General features: G+C 64.6%; 4 protein-coding genes. 1 reads left to right on the top strand and 3 read right to left on the bottom strand.

Annotated features, from left to right (window positions below; genetic code table 11):
• Together R2601_RS25995 and pth are read right to left on the bottom strand one after the other, a co-directional pair.
• A partial coding sequence (locus tag R2601_RS25995; RefSeq protein WP_144266933.1) for a DUF2237 family protein occupies window positions 1–114 on the bottom strand: 114 nt, incomplete at its 3' end.
• An 84-nt stretch (window positions 115–198) separates the two neighbouring features.
• Window positions 199–912, bottom strand: a complete 714-nt coding sequence (pth, locus tag R2601_RS14615; protein WP_040545404.1) for an aminoacyl-tRNA hydrolase — start codon at window positions 910–912, stop codon at window positions 199–201.
• A gap of 71 nt (window positions 913–983) precedes the next feature.
• Between pth and hmuQ the strand changes: the two genes are divergently transcribed.
• On the top strand, window positions 984–1,295 hold the full coding sequence (gene hmuQ, locus R2601_RS14610) for a heme-degrading protein HmuQ (protein ID WP_007799671.1): 312 nt from the start codon (window positions 984–986) through the stop codon (window positions 1,293–1,295).
• A 63-nt stretch (window positions 1,296–1,358) separates the two neighbouring features.
• Here the strand turns inward: hmuQ and R2601_RS14605 are convergent.
• Window positions 1,359–2,709: hypothetical protein (locus R2601_RS14605; protein WP_007799669.1), on the bottom strand; the 1,351-nt coding region annotated here is incomplete at its 5' end.

Raw genomic sequence — 2,709 nt, 5'->3', positions numbered from 1 at the left:
GGCATCCTGCGCGCAGGTGTTGCAGTGGCCGTCGCGGAAAAAGCCCGTCAGCGGCGCCATTGAGCAGGGCGAGAGCGGCCCGCCCAGAACGTTGATCGACTGATCTTTCTGCATCATTGCGCGTCTCCCTCGCGGGCAGCGTGGCAAACCGGCGGCGGCCTGTCCAGCGCCGCGCGGTCACGGCGCCGTCAGGCAGCCTCAGCGGAACTTGTCGGCGAGCTTCTGCAGCGGCGAGCGGTCGTCCGGCTGCGGGTCTTGCGCGGCCTTTGCTTCGGGGTCTTTCTTTGGCGCCGGTTTGCCGGAAGCGGGCTCTGGCTTCTCCTGCTTGCCGCCCGAGGAACGCGGCGGGTTGACCCGCAGCGCCACGGCGTTCTGGAACTTGCCGGTATCTCCGCGCGCCAGCTCGCCCGCGCCGTCGGAGATGCCGCGCAGCAGGTCGTCGAGCCAATCCTCGTCGGCCTTGTGGAAATCGTGCAGCACGTAGGCCGCCACCAGATCCTTGCGGCCGGGATGGCCGATGCCCAGCCGCACCCGGTGATAGGTCTCGCCGATATGGGCGTGGATCGAGCGCAGCCCGTTATGGCCGGCATGGCCACCGCCGGTCTTCACCCGGCACTTGCCCGGCGCGAGGTCGAGCTCGTCGTGGAACACCGTCACGTCGTCCGGCTCGAGCTTGAAGAAGCGCATCGCCTCGCCGACCGCCTGGCCGGAGAGGTTCATGAAGGTGCCGGGCTTGAGCAGCAGCACCTTGTCGCCGCCGAGCCGGCCCTCGCTGACCTCGGCCTGAAACCGCGCGCGCCACGGACCGAAGCCGTGATCCTCGGCGATCCGGTCGAGCGCCATAAAGCCGATGTTGTGCCGGTTTCGGGCATATTTGCCGCCGGGATTGCCCAGCCCCACGAAGATCTGCAAGCTCGCCTCCATCTGTTCCGCCCCTAGATAGGGCGGAGAGGGGGAATTCCACAACCCGCAAGGAGACCGCGATGTACCTGACGATGAACCGCTTCAAGGTGGTGCCCGATCGGGCCGCCGAGTTCGAGGCCATGTGGCAGGCCCGCGACAGTCATCTCAAGCAGGTGCCGGGCTTCGTCAGTTTCGCGCTGATGAAGGGGGCGGAGCAGGGCGATCACGTGCTCTATGCCTCGCATACGCTCTGGGCCGACGAGGAGAGCTTCAAGGGCTGGACCCGGAGCGAGGCCTTTCGCGCCGCGCACAAGGGGGCCAAGAGTTCCGACGGCATATATCTCGGCCCGCCGGTGCTTGAATGCTTCGACGCGGTGCAGGTGCTGGACTGAGCCTGCGGACACGGAAAGGGGCGGCGCACGCGCGCCGCCCCTTTTTTTCGCACCGACCAGATGTCAGACGAAGACGATGTCGTCGACATAGGCCTCGCCGGTGAGCAATCCCTCGCTCCCGAACGCGATGCCGCTCGCGATCTCGGCAATGTGTGTGGTTTCGTCGTCCAAGCTCATCTCTTCGCTCGCGATGAACTGCGCAGTTGCGACGATGCCGTCATCCGTCATATCTGCGAGGCGCAGATTGGCGGGGTCCGGACCGTAGAAGCTGCTCAGTCCGCCGGACACGATCGGGTCGAGGCCGAGCTCCTCGGCGAAGACGAATGCCGTCGGCTGATCGCTCACGGTTCTATCGGTGGAAAAGGCCTGCGAGGCGATCCCGTTCCAATCGACCAGACCGTCGGCAGATGCCGCGTCGAACGCAGCGTAGCCAATGATCTCATGCGGGTGCAGGCCATCTTGGCTTTCGGCTTCCTGAACTGTATAGCTGAAGCCGGTCTCGCTGACTTCTCCGACACGCGCGATGATCCAGTCAGGACCGTTGTCGGATTGGATCTGTAGCATGACCACCGGCGCTTCGTCGAATGCGGCGCCGAATTCCACGTTGTGGAATTCGTTCGTCGCACCTCCCGAGAAGACGGTTGTACCTACCTGAAGCAGGCTGCCGTCATCGAGCTCCCAGACGCCGGATTCAAAGGCCGTCAGGCTGACATCTTCAGCAATGTGCATCTGGTCGTAGCCTTCGGGCTCATCAAGATGAAAAGTCGCGCTGGTCGACGTGATCTCGCTGAACCTGACGGTTGCCGCATCCGGCCCGTTCATCGTCACCGGGCTGGCGAAGACGACGGCGTTGTCGAAGGATGCATTCTGGAACGCAGCGTAGCGATCCGTATGGGTCACATTGCTGACTTGCTGAACCGAGCCGATGACATCGTCCCAAGATTCGACGTATTCGACGACAAGCTGCATGTCGTAGAGATCGGCCGCGTCCTGACGGTCGCCCTTCACGTAGATCGCCGTGTCGAAGACGTTCTGCTCGAGAACCGTGCCGTTCGGCGTCACCGCCGACAGGATCAGGCCCGTGGGCATCGCGTCGCCGGCGCCGAGAGTGCCGTTGACGGCGCTCCAGCCGGCGTCGATCACGCCATCTGCATCGAGATCAAGCCGGGTCGGGTCGATCACCATCCAGCCCTCGCTGGTGGCCAGCGGCGACTCGCCTTCCCAGTCGAGAAGGTTGATCGTGGTCGTGGTCAGCTCGCCGTGTCGTACTTGATGTTGTCCGACTGGACGGCGGTTCGCTGTTGGGCTCGAGCGGGATCTCGAGGCCCGGAAGGTCCTGGCCGACTTGTTCGCGTCAGCGCAGCGCGGACCGGAGACGAGGCTGTCCTCGTAGTACCCCTCTGCGGCCGCGGTT

This window comes from Salipiger bermudensis HTCC2601, from assembly GCF_000153725.1.
GTDB lineage: Bacteria > Pseudomonadota > Alphaproteobacteria > Rhodobacterales > Rhodobacteraceae > Salipiger > Salipiger bermudensis.
The sequence above is the reverse complement of the archived record's forward strand: the minus strand, read 5'-3'. Positions and strand labels throughout refer to the sequence as shown.